This is a genomic window from Mammaliicoccus sp. K-M42, from assembly GCF_022386375.1.
GTDB lineage: Bacteria > Bacillota > Bacilli > Staphylococcales > Staphylococcaceae > Mammaliicoccus > Mammaliicoccus fleurettii.
Map to the genome: position 1 here is coordinate 15566 of NZ_JAJNIS010000024.1, position 17428 is coordinate 32993.

At 30.9% G+C, this 17428-nt stretch carries 16 protein-coding genes; 12 read left to right on the forward strand and 4 right to left on the reverse strand.

Annotated features, from left to right (window positions below; translation table 11 throughout):
- Together LQ668_RS10690 and pepF are read left to right on the forward strand one after the other, a co-directional pair.
- Window positions 1–960 carry a competence protein CoiA gene (locus LQ668_RS10690; RefSeq protein WP_239701515.1) on the forward strand — a complete coding sequence of 320 codons (960 nt, stop codon included), beginning with the start codon at window positions 1–3 and terminating at the stop codon, window positions 958–960.
- A 71-nt stretch (window positions 961–1031) separates the two neighbouring features.
- Window positions 1032–2837: an oligoendopeptidase F gene (gene pepF, locus LQ668_RS10695; RefSeq protein WP_078356691.1), complete on the forward strand. Its 1806-nt coding sequence runs from the start codon at window positions 1032–1034 to the stop codon at window positions 2835–2837.
- 354 nt (window positions 2838–3191) lie between these two features.
- On the opposite strand, the gene LQ668_RS10700 is transcribed toward pepF, so the two are convergent.
- The 3 genes from LQ668_RS10700 to LQ668_RS10710 all read right to left on the reverse strand — a co-directional run bounded on the left by LQ668_RS10700 (window position 3192) and on the right by LQ668_RS10710 (window position 5040).
- Window positions 3192–3986, reverse strand: a complete 795-nt coding sequence (locus LQ668_RS10700) for a DsbA family protein (RefSeq protein ID WP_078356692.1) — start codon at window positions 3984–3986, stop codon at window positions 3192–3194.
- A gap of 20 nt (window positions 3987–4006) precedes the next feature.
- Window positions 4007–4366, reverse strand: a complete 360-nt coding sequence (locus LQ668_RS10705; protein WP_078356693.1) for a truncated hemoglobin YjbI — start codon at window positions 4364–4366, stop codon at window positions 4007–4009.
- A 95-nt stretch (window positions 4367–4461) separates the two neighbouring features.
- Window positions 4462–5040 (reverse strand): CYTH domain-containing protein, encoded by a 579-nt coding sequence (locus LQ668_RS10710; RefSeq protein WP_107509701.1) that lies wholly within the window; start codon window positions 5038–5040, stop codon window positions 4462–4464.
- Between the two features lie 135 nt (window positions 5041–5175).
- Between LQ668_RS10710 and LQ668_RS10715 the strand changes: the two genes are divergently transcribed.
- The 7 genes from LQ668_RS10715 (at window position 5176) to fabI (ending at window position 12042) form a co-directional block, all read left to right on the forward strand.
- On the forward strand, window positions 5176–5532 hold the full coding sequence (locus LQ668_RS10715; RefSeq protein WP_078356695.1) for a UPF0738 family protein: 357 nt from the start codon (window positions 5176–5178) through the stop codon (window positions 5530–5532).
- Between the two features lie 5 nt (window positions 5533–5537).
- On the forward strand, window positions 5538–6173 hold the full coding sequence (gene yjbM / locus LQ668_RS10720) for a GTP diphosphokinase (RefSeq protein WP_078356696.1): 636 nt from the start codon (window positions 5538–5540) through the stop codon (window positions 6171–6173).
- Between the two features lie 12 nt (window positions 6174–6185).
- Window positions 6186–6989 carry an NAD kinase gene (locus LQ668_RS10725; protein WP_078356697.1) on the forward strand — a complete coding sequence of 268 codons (804 nt, stop codon included), beginning with the start codon at window positions 6186–6188 and terminating at the stop codon, window positions 6987–6989.
- Between the two features lie 3 nt (window positions 6990–6992).
- Window positions 6993–7853 carry an RluA family pseudouridine synthase gene (locus LQ668_RS10730; RefSeq protein WP_078356698.1) on the forward strand — a complete coding sequence of 287 codons (861 nt, stop codon included), beginning with the start codon at window positions 6993–6995 and terminating at the stop codon, window positions 7851–7853.
- A gap of 31 nt (window positions 7854–7884) precedes the next feature.
- Window positions 7885–9267, forward strand: a complete 1383-nt coding sequence (gene mgtE, locus LQ668_RS10735; protein WP_078356699.1) for a magnesium transporter — start codon at window positions 7885–7887, stop codon at window positions 9265–9267.
- A gap of 10 nt (window positions 9268–9277) precedes the next feature.
- Window positions 9278–11116, forward strand: a complete 1839-nt coding sequence (locus LQ668_RS10740) for a cation:proton antiporter family protein (protein WP_078356700.1) — start codon at window positions 9278–9280, stop codon at window positions 11114–11116.
- Between the two features lie 152 nt (window positions 11117–11268).
- Entirely contained in the window at window positions 11269–12042 is a 774-nt protein-coding gene (fabI, locus tag LQ668_RS10745; RefSeq protein WP_107509700.1) for an enoyl-ACP reductase FabI, read from the forward strand.
- Window positions 12043–12713: 671 nt separating this feature from the next.
- Here fabI and LQ668_RS10750 read toward each other — a convergent pair.
- Window positions 12714–13826, reverse strand: a complete 1113-nt coding sequence (locus LQ668_RS10750; protein ID WP_078356702.1) for an AI-2E family transporter — start codon at window positions 13824–13826, stop codon at window positions 12714–12716.
- 345 nt (window positions 13827–14171) lie between these two features.
- Here LQ668_RS10750 and LQ668_RS10755 point away from each other — a divergent pair, with 345 nt between their 5' ends.
- From LQ668_RS10755 to LQ668_RS10765, 3 genes are all read left to right on the forward strand, one after another.
- A complete protein-coding gene (locus tag LQ668_RS10755; protein ID WP_078356885.1) occupies window positions 14172–15737 on the forward strand; it encodes an alanine/glycine:cation symporter family protein in 1566 nt (521 codons plus the stop codon).
- Between the two features lie 78 nt (window positions 15738–15815).
- Complete coding sequence (locus LQ668_RS10760; protein ID WP_078356703.1) at window positions 15816–16565, forward strand: alpha/beta hydrolase-fold protein; 750 nt, start codon at window positions 15816–15818, stop codon at window positions 16563–16565.
- Window positions 16566–16600: 35 nt separating this feature from the next.
- Complete coding sequence (locus tag LQ668_RS10765) at window positions 16601–17107, forward strand: YjcG family protein (RefSeq protein ID WP_078356704.1); 507 nt, start codon at window positions 16601–16603, stop codon at window positions 17105–17107.
- Window positions 17108–17428 lie beyond the last annotated feature (321 nt).

The following is a 17428-nucleotide window of genomic DNA, read 5'->3' on the forward strand; positions in this document are numbered from 1 at the left end:
ATGTTAATAGGACTAAATCAAAATAGCGAACTCATATATGCGCAACATGCTAAATCACAAGAAATATATAAATGTCCTGAATGTTTATCAGAACTTATTTTGAAAAAGGGCAAACATATGGTAACCCATTTCGCACATAAAGCAAATAGTTATTGTATGAGGAATAGCTATAAGAAAGAGTCTTTAATGCATTTAGCCTCTAAACATCACATTTATTCACACTTGAATAATAAAGTGACAATAGATATGGAATATTATTTACCAGAAATTGATCAAATACCTGATATTATAATTAATAGAAATTTAATAGTTGAATTTCAATATTCTTCAATTAGTCTTGATTTATTGATGGATAGAACAGAAGGATTTAAAGCACTAAATATGAAGGTGATTTGGATAGGGAAAGATATAGATTATCGTAATGGAATAATGCATCTAAGTTATTTTGAAGCTGCATTAATCAATCACTGTGAAAGAACATTGATTACTTATAATCCTAATAATCAAATGTTAATTAGATATGAAAGGATTCAATCGCTTGATAAGCATACATTTATTGGTTTTAAAAAAGAAATTAAATGGGAAGACTTATTGAATAGCTATCATGTACAAGACGTTCCTAATTTATATTTATCAGATAGGGCATATGATAATTATTTATCTAAATGTAGAAAAAGTAGAAATGTGTTAGAACCTACACTTTCACTATTATATAACGCAAGGTTAATACATAAGAAGAGGCTACAAATAATAGGGGTAATTGTACCTGAACAAATATATTTCTTAACACATTGTATAACTTGGCAATCATATTTGTTTTATGAAATGGAGAAAAGAACGTTTACTTTTGAGAAATTCTATAATTTTATTGAATTTAGAACTTTTCATGATTATAGTTTTTCAAAAAAAGAAATACTATTAAAGGCGTTAAATTCATATATATCGATTATTCACCAATAGGCTATATCACGTGCAAATTTGATTATTTAATGAGAAAATTATAAATATGAAATTCAAAGGAGGCTATTAATATGGCTAAGTTAATTACAAGGGAAGAACAGCAAGAACAATATACATGGGACCTTACAACTATTTTTGATTCAGATGAAGCATACGAAGAAGCTTTTAAAGAATTAGAAACATATTTAGGTAAAGAAGAACAATTCAAAGGACATTTGAAAGATAGTTCTGATACACTTTATCAAGCTTTATTATTGGATAGTGAAATAGATGAGAAACTAGGTAAAGTTTACGTGTATGCACATTTAAAGCACGATCAAGATACGGCTAATGATAAATATGCTGGCTACGAAGCAAAAGCAGCTACATTAGCGAACAAGTTTGCTAGCGCATGGAGTTTTATATTACCAGAATTAATGTCTATAGATGAAGCAACATTGAATGAATTTGTCGCTTCTAATGATAATTTAAAGAGATATCAATTTGATATTGAGAAATTAAACAAAAAAAGACCACATATTTTAAGTGATAAAGAAGAAAAAATACTTGCAGAAGCAGGCGAGGCATTACAAACACCAAGTAACGTATTCGGCATGTTTAATAATGCAGATTTAGAATTTAAACCTGCTGTTGATAAAGATGGAAATGAACATGAATTAACACAAGGTACATATACTAAGTTGTTAGAGTCTGAAGACCGCATTTTAAGAAAGTCAGCTTATGATAACGTATATGATGCGTATGGTAGCCATAACAACACTTTAACTGCTACATTAAGTGGTAAAGTTAAGACTGCAATATTCAGTTCTAAAGTACGTCAATATCAATCAGCTAGGGAACAAGCATTATCCAACAACTTTATCCCTGAAGAAGTATATGATAACTTAATTGAAACTGTACATAAGTATTTACCATTGTTACATCGCTACACTGAACTTAGAAAAGAGTTGTTAGGTTTAGATGAAATGCATATGTACGATATGTACACTCCACTAGTTAAGAACTCATCATTTGAAATGCCTTATGAAGAAGCTAAAGACTGGATGGTTAAAGCTTTACAACCGATGGGTAAAGAATATATCGAAGTTGTAGAAGAAGGACTAAATAATAGATGGGTAGATGTGTATGAGAATAAAGGTAAACGTTCAGGAGGTTATTCTTCAGGCGCACATTTAACAAATCCTTTCATATTATTAAACTGGTCAGATTCAATTTCTGATTTATTTACACTTATTCATGAATTTGGACATTCAGCTCACAGTTACTTTAGTAGAAAGCATCAACAATCAAATGAAAGTGATTATTCAATTTTTGTTGCTGAAGTTGCATCTACAACAAATGAAGCACTATTAAGTGAATATATGGATAAGAATTTAGAAGATCCAGAAAAACGTAAATATTTATTGAACCAAGAGTTAGAAAGATTCAGAGCTACATTATTTAGACAAACAATGTTTGCTGAATTTGAATATTTAATACACAAAATTGTAGAAGATGGTGAACCTTTAACGTCTGAACGATTAAATACTGAGTATGCTGAACTAAATAAAAAGTATTTTGGTGATTCAGTTGTAACAGATGATAATATATCTAAAGAATGGTCACGTATACCTCATTTCTATTATAATTTCTATGTTTATCAATATGCGACAGGCTATAGTGCTGCACAAGCATTAAGTAAACAAATATTAGATGAAGGTGAGCCTGCAGTTAAAAGATATATTAATGAATTCTTAAAAGCAGGTAGTTCTGATTATCCTATTGAAGTATTGAAAAAAGCAGGAGTTGATATGACTTCTAAACAGCCTATAGAAGAGGCGATGGAAGTCTTTGAACAAAAATTAAATGCTTTTGAGAAACTCGTAAAAGAGAATTAATTTTATGTACACGTTTCCAATATGACAACTGTGTGACAAATAAAAAAAACCGATGTTTTTTGTTGAATTTAGTGTCCATAGCATGTTATATTTTATACATGAAATTAATCACATAACAAACATACCCCTTTGTTTGAAGTGAAAAATTTCTCCCATCCCCTTTGTTTAAGCACCGTGTAATCAGACACGGTGTTTTTTTATTTATTTGTTCATAGTTAACATCCCAAAAGTTATCTATTAAATGCTAAATAGAAGTCAATTGGACTTTTATTTAGACAAGTTGTGTATGAAAGTTAAATTTATACACATAAAAATCCCAATCCGTTAAATTTTCGGATTGGGATTTTTTTTATTTTATTTAGTCTTCTTGAATTTCCAAAAGTCACCATGTGCAGAATCTTGTTGTTCGATATAATTTTGTAATTGTAGTTTTTTTAATTCTCTTTTAACAATTTTTTCTGGCCATTCATATATTGTCGCTATTTCTTGTTCAGAAATAATGCTTTGCGATTGTATATAATCTATTAGCTTAGGAGGTAGTTGTTTTTCAACTTCGGTTCCAATAAGTTCTTGAATAATATACGTATATATATGATATGGGTAAATACCTTCTACTTTGAGTCCTTCTGAATGCACATCTTCATTAAAGAAAACAAGTGATGGTGTCATATTAATATCCATCTCTCTAGCGATGTGTAAATCAGTTTGTAAACTTTCAGTAAGTGAGTGCTCTTTTAAATCTTTAATAAATACCGGTAAGTCAATTCCTGATTTATATGCACACTTTCTAATTAATTCCGATGTTATGATTTTTTCATGAGGTATGATTTCATTCTGAACTAAATTTAAAAATCTACTCGCTCTATTATGTCCTTGTAATTCTGCTGCTTTAAAAGCTAAAGCTACATTATCAAATTCACATGTACTTTGAGCCTGACATTTAGTTAAAACTTGGAGAGAGGGGTTCAAAATCTGACGAATTTTAACATATTTTTGATATTCAATTTTTAACTTTGCTAATGTAGATGATAGATTAAAACAGTCTTCGCAAAATGGATCGAAAAATGAATAAATTTCGATTTTGCTTACTGGTGATAAATCTATGTTATTTTGTTCATTAGCATGGATTAATCTTAATTCTTCGGCCATATTATCCACCTTCAACTATATTAAGCGTTAACCATGTGATTTGCAGTTAGCTTGAGTCTTTCATATAAATATTCTTGTACATCTTCATTTAACTGAGAGCTGGTAATTGCTTCTCGCATATTTTCTAACCAAGCATCTCTTTCTTTATCCGTAATTCTGAAAGGCAAGTGACGTTGACGTAACATTGGATGACCATGTTCTTCAGTATATAATGAAGGACCACCCAGAAATTGTGTTAAAAATTGCTTCTGTTTACGACTCGTTTCTGCAAAGTCACCAGGGAAAAGATGATTAATCCGATTATCTTTTTCAACTAGATAATAAAAGTGATCAATCATGTCGTACAAATCTTGGGGGTTGATTACTTCATATGGGGTCATAATTTCACCTTTTCTTGCTTATTTCAATATCGATAATATTAATATAACATGTTCATAAATTTTTAAAAGTATTTCGACTTGTAACGAAAATGAATTCATGTTGTTCTGCTTTGCGCATCAAAGAACCGTTTCACTTTATTATCAGGGACTTCTCTGGATATATTCAAGGTTCCTAATATATCGTTGAAAGCGATTTCGCCTTGAGTAAAGTCTGTTACTTCAAATTCAAGTTCATAATCCTCAATTCCTAAATAAATACTATGATCTAAGACTAATAAACCAGATTTCATTTTCTTTTCAAGTCTATAAGTTGTTAAATCACCAAGAAGACGAAGTTCAGATAACGGTATATTATGCTCAGTTAATATTTTAGTAATATTTTCTGGAAGAATTTGTATGTCTATTGGACGGTTTTGTTCGGGTAAGCTATCTATCACTTCATTATATTCTAATAGACCGACTTCTTGCGGAACTTTTAATGTTAATTCATAATCATTGTTTTTTTCACGAATCCTTAAAGCCATTTTATTTGAAATAATTTCATGATTTGGTGTGTCTATATAGTAATTAGTTTGTTTAAAGGGTTCACTTTGTTTAAAATAATATTGTTTGATTAGTTTATATTCATCAATAGTTAGTAAATTTTTGAATTCAATCTCTAATTCTTGTCCCATTTTTAAATGCACTTCCTTTTATACTATTATTATAGAAGATTTACGGATAAACAAGTAATTACATAAAATTAACTTGATGATATGAACGTTTAAATTAAAATGTGTTAAAATAGATTGGAATAAGGAGGAACAGCAATGCGTATTTATGTGAATGAAATTAAGATAAATGATAATCAAATCAAATGTTATACTGATCAATCAACTGAGGGGTTAGAACCAGCAGAACATATGATTGTAGACAGTGATAATCATGCATTTGTATATATGCTAGATAACGGTGAAAATTATAATTACTTATTATTTGTAGAAGAAACATGGTCAATGATACACGAACATTTTGATAAAGAAATTATCGTCAACGACCATTTAGTATTAACTTCATTTAAAGAGGAAATGGAATTTTTATTAGACAATATTGCAGATAATCACAATTATGGAAAAGAGTTTGTGGCTTCTGTAGAGAAAGCATTTGAATTAAACAAAGCGGAGTGATAGCTATGAATCAATGGGAAGAATTTTTGGCTCCATATAAACAAGCAATTGATGAATTAAAGATTAAATTGAAGGGGTTACGTAAACAATATGAATCTTCAGATAGACCTTCGCCAATTGAATTTGTTACTGGTCGAGTTAAGCCGATTTCAAGTATTATTGATAAAGCAAACCAACGTAACATTCCTTTCGATAGATTAAGAGAAGAAATGTATGATATTGCTGGTTTAAGAATGATGTGTCAGTTTGTAGATGATATTGATGTGGTCGTAGAATTATTAAGACAACGACAAGACTTTGAAGTTGTAGAAGAGCGTAATTACGTTGAATATACAAAAGAAAGTGGTTATCGTTCTTACCACGTTATTATCAGTTACCCAATCGAGACATTACATGGTCAAACAAATATTTTAGCAGAAATACAAATTCGTACTTTAGCAATGAATTTTTGGGCAACAATTGAACATACTTTGAGGTATAAGTATGATGGCGATTATCCTCCTGAAATTAGAAATAGACTAGAAAGAGCTGCAGAAGCGGCATTTTTACTGGATGAAGAAATGTCAGAAATACGTGAAGAAATACAAGAAGCTCAAGAGTATTATTCAAGACAAAAAAGTAATAAACATAAACATGATTAAGGGGTGAATGCTTTGAAGTATAATATATTATCTAAAGGAGATTCAAAATCTAATGCTTTAATGTATAAGATGAAAAATCATATGAATGACTTTAATATGATTGAAGATAAAGAATCCCCAGATATCGTAATTTCAGTTGGTGGTGACGGTACTTTATTACAAGCATTCCATCAATATAGTCATATGTTAGGTGATGTAAGTTTTGTAGGTGTACATACTGGACATTTAGGATTTTATGCTGATTGGTTACCTCATGAAGTTGAAAAATTAATAATAGAAATTAATAACTCAACATATCAAGTAATTGAATATCCATTATTAGAAGTAATTATTCGTTATAAAAAAGGTGGATATGAAACAAGATATTTAGCATTGAATGAAGCGACGATAAAAACAGATAATGGTGCTACATTAGTAGTAGACTTAGTATTAAGAGGTGAGCAATTTGAAAGGTTTAGAGGAGATGGATTATGCGTCTCAACTCCTTCAGGCTCAACAGCTTACAACAAAGCATTGGGTGGAGCATTAATACACCCTTCACTTGAAGCTATGCAAATAGCGGAGATAGCTTCTATAAATAATAGAGTTTTTAGAACTGTAGGGTCCCCATTAGTATTACCTAAACATCATGTGTGTCATATACATCCTGTTAATCATGATACGTTGCAAGTTACAATTGATCATGTAAATGTAAAACATAAAAATATTGAATCTATTCAATATAGAGTTGCTAATGAAAAAGTTAGATTTGCTAGATTCAGACCATTTCCATTTTGGAAAAGGGTACATGATTCATTTATATCAAACGAGGAATAAGAAATGAAAGCAATACAATATAAAGCGACATCGTCTATGACATTAAAAGAATTTTTATATGATAAAGGCATTTCTAGAAAGAGTTTAAGCGCCATTAAGCAGAATGGCGCTTTATTAGTTAATTCAGAAAATATGACCGTAAGAAGTTTAATTCAGGAAGGTGATAAAGTAACAGTTTGTTTGCCGAATGAATTACCTAGTCATAACCTTAAACCTTTTAAAATGGATTTGAAGGTTTTATTTGAAGATGAATGGTTTATAATAGTTTCAAAACCGGCATTGATAAATATTGCTCCTTCAAGAGAACATCCTCATCATAGCTTAGTTGAAGCGGTATTGTATCATATGAATAAAAATGAAGAGCAAACAATTCCGCATATTGTGACACGTTTAGATAGAGGAACAAGTGGTATTGTAATATTTGCTAAGCATCAGTTGTTACATCATATGATTTCAAAGACTACATTAAATAAATATTATTTAGCAATTGTACATGGAATTGTAAAACAAAAATATGGACAAATTGAAGCGCCGATAGGTAGAGCTAAACATTCAATTATTGAACGTGAAGTATCTGAAGAAGGCAAATTTGCGCATACGGAATACGAATATTTAAAAGATGATAAACGAAATAGCCTGCTTAAATTGAAACTGTTAACTGGAAGGACCCATCAAATTAGAGTTCATCTTGCGCATATAGGTCATCCAATAGTTGGAGATAGTTTATATGGATATGAAAATAAAGAAATTTGTCATCAACTATTGCAATGTTACAACGTTGAATTTAAGCACCCAATAACTATGGAAAAAATAAATATAATTGATGAAATACATTATCACTTAGAAGGTATAGGTATGCTATAATAAATTGTATTTTTATGAGGAGGTGGCAAAGTTGGTTAACGAGAATAATGATCAATACATCGAAGACGAAGCGTTTGATAAAGAACAATTAGATACATTATTAGCAAATGGTGAAATTGACCAATTTCGAGAAGTTTTTTTAACAATGCATACATACGATCAAGGTGAATACTTTGAAATATGTGATAATGATATAAAACAAAAAATATATCAATATCTTTCTCCTGAAGAAGTTGCAGACTTTTTCGAAACGACTGAATTAGATGATGAGGAATACGAAGAAATTTTTCAAAATATGAATGCCAACTATGCTAGTCAAATGTTAAGTGAAATGTCTTATGATAATGCGGTAGATATGTTAAGCGTATTATCTAAAAATAAAATAGCCACTTTACTTGCACTCATGAATCGGGAAGATGCTCGAGAAATAAAAGCATTATTACATTATGACGAAGATACTGCCGGTGGTATCATGACCACTGAGTTTATTTCAGTATATTCGACTATGTCTGTCAAAGAAGCGATGTTCTATGTTAAAGAACAAGCTCCACAAGCAGAAACAATATATGTCATTTTTGTAGTGGATGAAAATAAAAAATTAGCTGGCGTTATCTCACTTCGAGATTTAATCGTTGCTGAAAATGATTCATATATAGAAGAAATTATGAGTGAACGTGTCATTAGCTCTAACGTAGCTGATGACCAAGAAGATGTAGCACAAACAATGCGTGACTATGACTTAATTGCTTTGCCTGTTATTGATTATCAAGATCATCTGTTAGGTATTATTACAATCGATGATATTTTAGATGTTATGGATGAAGAAGCAAGTGAAGACTACTCTAAATTAGCCGGTGTTTCTGATATCGATTCTACAAACGATTCAGTCTTCCAAACAGCTATGAAACGTTTACCATGGCTATTAATTCTAACAGTATTAGGTATGATAACAGCTTCAATATTAGGGCAATTTGAAGAAACGTTATCACAAGTGGCGTTACTTGCCGCATTTATACCTATAATAAGTGGTATGAGCGGGAATTCAGGTACACAATCACTTGCTGTATCAGTACGTAATATTTCTACAGGTGAAATTAATGAGCAAAGTAAATTCAAGCTTGCTTTACGTGAATCAGGGTCAGGGTTACTAACTGGTTTCCTTTGTGCAATAAGTTTATTTCTTATAATTGTATTGTTATATCGTGAACCTGTATTAGCATTAATCGTATCTGTCAGTTTAACAATTGCAATGACTGTAGGTACACTAATGGGTGCAATCATCCCAATGTTTATGAATAAAATGAATATCGATCCAGCCGTTGCTAGTGGACCGTTTATTACAACGATAAATGACATAGTAAGTATGTTAATATATTTCGGTTTAGCAACAGCGTTTATGTCTTATCTAATATAAGGAGAATAATATGGAGCATTCTAGTTTTACATCTCTTGTTATCGTTGTTATAGCTGCATTTTTGACACCTATACTTGTTAATAGACTTAAAATTTCTTTCTTACCTGTAGTTGTTGCTGAAATTATAATGGGGATCATTATTGGAGATTCATTATTTGGTTTAGTAAAAGAAGATGCATGGTTATCTATACTGTCAACATTAGGTTTTATATTTTTAATGTTTTTGAGTGGATTAGAAATAGATTTTAATGCTTTTAAAACGAAAAAACACTCTGACGAAGATACGAAAAATATACCGAGTAATATATATTTAACAACAGTTGTCTTCTCAGCAATTATGGTGTTATCTATTTTAGCAGCTTATATATTTAAATGGACTGGTTTAATAGATGATGTATTATTAATGGTCATAATTATTTCGACAATCAGTTTAGGTGTTGTAGTACCAACGTTAAAAGAAATGAATATCATGCATACTAATATTGGACAATTCATCTTATTAGTAGCAGTAGTAGCTGATTTAGCTACTATGTTGTTATTAACTGTTTATGGCACAATTTATGCAAAAGGAGATTCACCATTATGGTTGATAGGAATATTGATAGTATTCAGTATTGTCTTCTATATAATGGGGGGATTATTTAAAAAATCACCTTTTTTAAAAAATTTAACATCAGGAACGACACAAATCGGTATACGTGCAGTATTTGCTTTAATAATTTTACTAGTAGCATTAGCTGAAGGTGTAGGAGCTGAAAACATACTTGGTGCTTTCTTAGCAGGGGTAATCGTTTCATTATTAGGTCCTGACCAAGATATGGTTGAAAAGTTAGATTCCTTTGGATATGGTTTCTTTATACCTATATTCTTTATTATGGTCGGTGTGAATCTCAATATACCTTCACTTGTTAAAGAACCGAGTTTACTAATTATTATACCGTTACTGTTTATTGCATTTTTAATTACTAAGATTATTCCAGTGGCTTTTATTGGTAAATGGTATGATAAAAAAACAACGATTTCATCAGCATTTTTATTAACATCAACATTATCACTAGTTATCGCAGCAGCAAAAATAGCTGAACAACTTGGTACAATTAGTTCTGAAATTTCAGGTATTCTAATTTTAAGTGCAGTTATAACTTGTGTATTTGTTCCAATTGTATTTAAGAAAATGTTCCCAATGCCTGAAGAAACGAAGACGATTGTTAAAGTGAGCTTTATTGGTAAAAACCAACTGTCTATTCCAGTGGCTCAAAGTATACACTCTCATATTTATCAAACAACAATGTTCTTTAGAAAAGATCTTTCTGATAATAGAAAATTAGATCAAAGTATTAAAACATATGAACTTGATGATTATATTGAAGAAGAATTAGTTGAATTAGGTTTATTCGATTCAGATATTATAGTATGTTCAGCAAATGACGATGATATAAATAAAGAAGTAGCTTTAATGGCACATAATCATGGAGTTAAAAGAATCATTTGTAAACAAGAGAATGGTTCTGAAGATGTAGAATTTGATGGTAAGAATATTGAATTCTTTAGTAGTTTCTTAAGTAATAAAATATTGCTTAAAGGTTTAATTGAATCACCAAACATGTTGAACTTATTAAGTAATGTTGAAACATCATTATATGAAATTGAAATGAAAAATCATAGCTATCACAACGTATTGTTAAGATCATTCCCATTCGCAGGAGATGTAATCTTTGTTCGTATTATTAGAGGAAAAGATTCAATCGTGCCTCACGGGGATACGGAGTTACAATATGGTGATAAATTAATTGTAACTGGTTCGAAAGAATACGTTTCACAATTAAAACAAGATATGGAATTTATATAATAATTTAGTAAAAATGAGGAAGTACAAATGATCCTCATTTTTACTTTTTTTAAAATTTAAAATGAAAGTATAATGCTTGTCAGGTGGTCTGACCAGTGGTATCATAACGAGTGAATGTTATGAATAATATACATATTAAAGGAGTATAACTAATGTTTAATTTAGAAGGTAAAACATATGTAATCATGGGTATTGCAAACAAAAGAAGTATTGGCTTTGGTGTAGCTAAAGTGTTAGACGAATTAGGTGCTAACTTAGTATTCACATATAGAAAAGAACGTAGTAAAAATCAATTAGAAAAACTATTTGAAGAATTAAAAAATCAAAAAGAGAAACATATTTATGAATGTGATGTTCAACAAGATGATCACGTTGTAAATGCTTTTGAACAAATTGGTAAAAAATTTGGTCATATCGATGGCGTATATCATTCAATCGCTTTTGCTAACATGGAAGACTTAAGAGGTAGATTTATAGATACATCTCGCGAAGGCTTCTTATTAGCTCAAGATATTAGTTCATTCTCTTTAACAATTGTAGCTAGAGAAGCTAAAAAACTTATGCCTGAAGGTGGAAGTATTGTAGCGACTACTTATTTAGGTGGAGAATTTGCAGTACCTAACTACAATGTAATGGGTGTAGCAAAAGCAAGTTTAGAAGCGAATGTAAAATATTTAGCACGTGATTTAGGTGAAGATAATATTAGAGTTAATGCAATTTCAGCTGGACCAATTCGTACATTAAGTGCAAAAGGAGTAGGCGGATTTAACTCAATACTTAAAGAAATAGAAGAACGCTCACCACTAAAACGTAATGTAGATATAATTGAAGTAGGTAAAACAGCAGCTTATCTATTAAGCGATTATTCAAGCGGCGTAACAGGCGAAAATATCCATGTAGACTCAGGTTATCACATCGTAAGATAAAAGATTTGAGCATATAAAGAAATAGTATTAATAAACTCCATTCATAATTAGCTTATATAAACATAAGTTATAGTATGAATGGAGTTTTTGTCTAGGATAATGAGAAAGATTTGGAAATAAATTAGGATTCGTGATCAGTAATAGAGACGTTATGAGTATTTCTTGGAAAAATGAGTGAAGTTGTAGATTAAGTCAGTAGTTAATCTAAGAGATGGTAGAAGTTGTAGATTAATTGAGTAGTTAATCGAAGAGATAGGTAAAGTTGTAGATTAATTAGTGAGTTAATCTAAGAGATGAGTGAAGTTGTAGATTAATTAGTGAGTTAATCGAAGAGATGGTAGAAGTTGTAGATTAATTAGTGAGTTAATCTAAGAGATGGTAGAAGTTGTAGATTAATTGAGTAGTTAATCGAAGAGATAGGTGAAGTTGTAGATTAATTGAGTAGTTAATCTAAGAGATGAGTGAAGTTGTAGATTAATTAGAGAGTTAATCGAAGAGATAGGTGAAGTTGTAGATTAATTGAGTAGTTAATCGAAGAGATAGGTGAAGTTGTAGATTAATTAGAGAGTTAATCTAAGAGATGAGTGAAGTTGTAGATTAAGTCAGAAGTTAATCTAAGAGATTCAAAATTCATATTAAAAAAACTGAAACCAATATTGGTTTCAGTTTTTTTATTTTAAATCATTATCTAGAATTGGATCGTCTTCTACTGTTCTACTTGCGGTTGAACTTATTGATTGTCTATGTGTATATACATTTCTTACAATTGTCTTAAGGACTGCATATGTTGGTACCGCTATTAATATAGCTACGAATCCGCCTAAATTACCAGCTGCTAAAATAACAGTGATGATTGTTAATGGATGTATGTTTAGTGATTTACCCATTATATTAGGTGTAATGACGTTACCTTCTAGTTGTTGACAAATTAACGTTATGATACTAACCCACACAAGCATTACTGGATCTTGTATTAATGCAATTGTTGCTGCTGGTATAAAAGCTAACCATGGTCCTAAGAATGGTATCATGTTTGTTAATAAAGCTAATAGTGCTAATAACAAAGCATAATCTAAATCTACAAATGTATAACCTAAATACAATAACACACCTAGAATAACACTGACTGTAACTTGTCCTTGAATGTATGATTGTAAAGTTTGGTTAATATCTTTACTTAAGTTTACTACGAACCATTTTGTACGTCCTTTAAATGGTTTTGCAATAAATGGAATAAATCTTTCGTGATCTTTTAACATATATATTAAGAAGAATGGCACTAAGATTAATAAGAACATTGTTGATACAAATGAAGAAATATAACTGAATAAGTTAGTAATCATGTCTGTAACTATGCCACTTATACTTTCAATAGAATCATTGATTTTTTGAGATATATTATCTGGTAATCTGTCTCTTTGTTGTAATGCGTAATCGACGACGTTTTGTATTTCTCGTTGTATATAAGGTAGATTTTTAATCAAGTTATTAATTTGATCAGTTAATACTGGCACTATTATTGAAATAAATAATATGACTACAAGCATTAAGGCGATTAATATAATAGAGATGCTACCCCATCTAGGTACTTTTCTTTTTTCTAACATTTTCTGAAAAGGTAAACAAATATAGAACAAGAATCCACCTAATAGTAATGGAAGTAAAATTGATTTTACGACGATAATGACCGGATAAAATATTTCATTTATTTCCATAAATATTTTTATAATTAGAAATGTTAGGAGAATGGCAATTCCTGTACGAAACCAAGCTTTATTTAACAATAGTAGTCCTCCTTATCAAACTTTCTCATACTTTTATATTATAAGGGAAATTACAGATTAAACAATGATAAATCATATTGTTGAAAAATATAGATATATATAATTTTTTTAAGTTGTGCGGATTAGAATAATTATTAAGTAATTATGAATATAATATTAACGTGAGATTTTAACGTATTAATGAAGAAAAGCTTTTTGATAACGAAGTAAGCGCTTACAAAAAATGTGTGATTCACTTTAAAAAATGATTGATTGTGTATTTATACATGGTATAATCATAACAAGGTAATTTCGAAATTTTCTGAACAAGGGGTTATCTTAAGGCTTACAACAAAGGGGAGATTGATTATGGAGTCTATTGTTAGCTTTGCAAATGACATTGTTTGGAGTAAAGCGTTGGTATACGGTTTATTGCTGACTGGTATTTTATTTACATTTATGATGAGGTTCTTCCAAGTTAGACACTTTAAAGAAATGATAAGGTTAATGTTTCAAGGGGAAAAATCACCAACTGGTATATCCTCATTCCAAGCGATAGCAGTATCATTAGCGGGTCGTGTTGGTACAGGTAATATTGTCGGTGTAGCAACAGCGATTTTCATCGGGGGTCCTGGTGCTGTATTCTGGATGTGGGCTACTGCGTTTCTTGGAGCAAGTTCGGCATTTATAGAGTCAACACTTGGTCAAATTTATAAAAAAGAAATTAATGGTCAATATCGTGGTGGACCAGCATACTACATAGAGTCAGGTATTAAAGGTAAGACTGGTAGAATATATGGTATCGTTTTTGCACTTGTTACAATTCTATCAGTGGGCTTATTGTTGCCAGGTGTACAATCAAATGCCATCGCTTCATCTATGAAGAATGCTTTTGGTTTAAATCCGTGGATTATTGCTATCGTATTAGCAGTATTGTTAGCCTTAATTATTTTCGGTGGTATTAAAGCGATTGCGAATGTTGCAACAGCAGTTGTACCGTTTATGGCCATTGTATACATAGGTCTAGCATTTGTAATAATTATTATAAATATTGATGCAGTTCCAGGTTTAATAGCAATGATTTTCAAATCAGCATTTGGTGTTGAAGCTGCCTTTGGTGGTATATTTGGTGCAATGATTGAAATCGGAGTTAAACGTGGATTGTATTCAAATGAAGCAGGTCAAGGTACTGGACCACATGCTGCTGCAGCTGCAGAAGTATCACACCCAGCTAAACAGGGACTTGTACAAGCATTTTCAGTATATATTGATACTTTATTAGTATGTACTGCTACAGCATTAATGATCTTAATGTCTGGTACATTTAATACAACAGATGGTGGGACTAATAAAGATGGTTCGCCTCATTTAATGCATGATAACGGTATATATGTACAAAGTGCCGATGGTAGTAAGGATGTCACAGGTACAGCAATGTACGCTCAAGCTGGTATAGATAAAGCTTTTAAAGGAGATAGTTATACGTTTGATCCAGGATACTCTGGATTCGGTTCGTACTTCATTGCTATTGCATTATTCTTCTTTGCCTTTACAACTATTCTGGCATACTATTATATTGCAGAAACCAATGTGAGTTATATCATTCCTTCCGATAAGCAGAAAATATGGATTATTTTAGTCAGACTTATCTTAATAGCTGCTACGGTTTATGGTTGTGTAAAAACAGCTGATGTTGCCTGGGCAATGGGTGATTTAGGTGTAGGTATGATGGCATGGTTAAACATCGTAGCTATATGGATACTCCATAAACCAGCTTTACGAGCATTACGAGACTTTGAGAACCAGAAAAAACAAAAAGGTACTGGTAAATATGCAATTTATAAACCAGCACCAGACGAAGTGCCTAATGCTAAATTCTGGCATGAAGATTATCCAAAACGTTTAAAAGAATTTGAATTAGAAGATAAGTAATTAAACAATATCAAACGCTTTCAAATATACGCTCTCTACTGTACAATAGTCTTATATGTACAGTTGGGAGCGTTTTATATGGAGAAAAAAATAGGTCTAGTTGACCAAATAAAACTTGAAAGTAAATTTTTAAAAAGGGAAGTGACGATCTCAATTTACTTACCTAAAGACTACACTGATCTATATAAACATCATGTTGTGATTACATTTGATGGCAGAGACTTTTTCCAATTTGGACAAATACATCGAGAATATGAAAAGTTAAGAACTGCAGAAATGGTAGAAAGAGCGATTATCGTTGGTGTTCACTATGAAGATGTAGAACTTAGAAGAAAAGAATTTCATCCTGATGGAGAGCACCGAAAAGAAATGTCACAATTTGTTGTAAAAGAACTATGTCCTTATATTGATAAAACATTCTCAACTTTAAAAGTAGGAAATGCAAGAGTATTATTAGGTGATAGTCTTGCAGCAAGTGTAGCATTGGTTACTGGTTTAGAATATCCACATCATTTTAGTCAACTTGGGCTGTTTAGTCCATTAATAAATGATACGGTAACTGAAAAGTTTCAAAATTGTTTATCTAAAGATCTATTAACAATTAAACATTATATTGGTAAAGAAGAAGATTCATTTAAACTGATTAGTGGAGATCTAGCAGATTTCTTAACGCCTAATAGAGAATTTAGTGAACGTGTTAAACAAGCTAACTTAACATATGAATATGAAGAATTAGATGGTGGACATACTTGGAAAACATGGAAACCTGAATTGGGAAATATATTAAGTTACTTTTTAAGTCATCAAAATCAGAAAAATTTGATATAATAAAAAGGAAGACAAACAAAGGAGGAAGTATCATTATGAAATTAGGCATCGTACTTATTCCATCAAAACCATTCCAAGAAGCAGTGAACGCTTATCGCAAAAGATATGACAAGCACTACGCATTAATCACACCACATATTACAATTAAAGAAAAATTTGAAGTTGATGATAATATGCTTGATGAGGTTAAGTCTAAACTTGAAGAAACAGCTAAAGAATTCGAACCAGTGGAAATTCAAGTTTCAAAAGCATCAAGCTTTGCACCAACTAAAAATGTAATTTATTTTAAAGTTACTAAAACTGATGAATTAGTTTCTTTATACAGTAAATTCAATAACGGTGACTTCTATGGTGAAAGTACTCATCCATTCGTTCCACACTTCACAATTGCACAGGGGTTATCAAGTCAAGAATTTGAAGATATTTATGGACAAGTTAGAATGGCTGGAATCGATCATTCAGAAACAATCGACACAATTAAATTAATGAAACAAAATGAAGACGAAACATGGTCAGAAGCAGCTTCTTATACTTTAGGCTAATTTCATGTTTTCAAAATGCCAACAAAGCTCAAACTTTGTTGGCAATTTTTTATGCATGCTTTCCGCGGGCATATAAGTGTAGTGTTAAAAGCAATACTAGGCAAAACTGCTGATAAGTGTAGTGTTAAAAGCAGTTCTAAGTAAAACTGCTGATAAGAGTAGTGTTGAAAGCAGTTCTAGGTAAAATTGTTGATAAGAGTAGTGTTAAAAGCAGTACTAAGTAAAATTGCTGATAAGAGTAGTGTTAAAAGCAGTACTAAGTAAAATTGCTGATAAGAGTAGTGTTAAAAGCAGTACTAAGTAAAATTGCTGATAAGAGTA